Origin of the sequence: Dietzia sp. UCD-THP, from assembly GCF_000349585.1 — a bacterium.
GTDB classification, from domain to species: Bacteria; Actinomycetota; Actinomycetes; order Mycobacteriales; family Mycobacteriaceae; genus Dietzia; species Dietzia natronolimnaea_A.
The window spans coordinates 7,790-8,022 of sequence record NZ_KB714666.1 but is presented as its reverse complement, the minus strand read 5'-3'; the positions used below and the strand labels follow the sequence as shown (position 1 = coordinate 8,022).

Sequence of the window (233 nt, the reverse complement as noted above, 5' to 3'; positions counted from 1 at the left end):
TGAACGGCCCGGCCTCGTCCAGGCGGCGGTGCCGGAACGCCGCGACCTGCTCATCGAGGTCTTCGGCCATGCGGGAGACCTGGGACTTGGACAGCGAGTCGATGCCGAGAGTTTTGACCAGCTTGTCCATCCGGCGGGTAGACACCCCGGCCAGATAGCAGTCGGCTACGACGGTGATCAGCGCGGACTCGGCCCGCTTGCGGCGCTCGAGAAGCCACTCGGGGAAGTAGCTG

General features: G+C 67.0%; 1 protein-coding gene. It reads right to left on the bottom strand.

Translation table 11 applies throughout. The features are described from left to right. Window positions 1-233, bottom strand: a 233-nt coding sequence (locus H483_RS0120255) for an IS256 family transposase (protein ID WP_031265351.1), incomplete at both ends; no start/stop codon positions are given.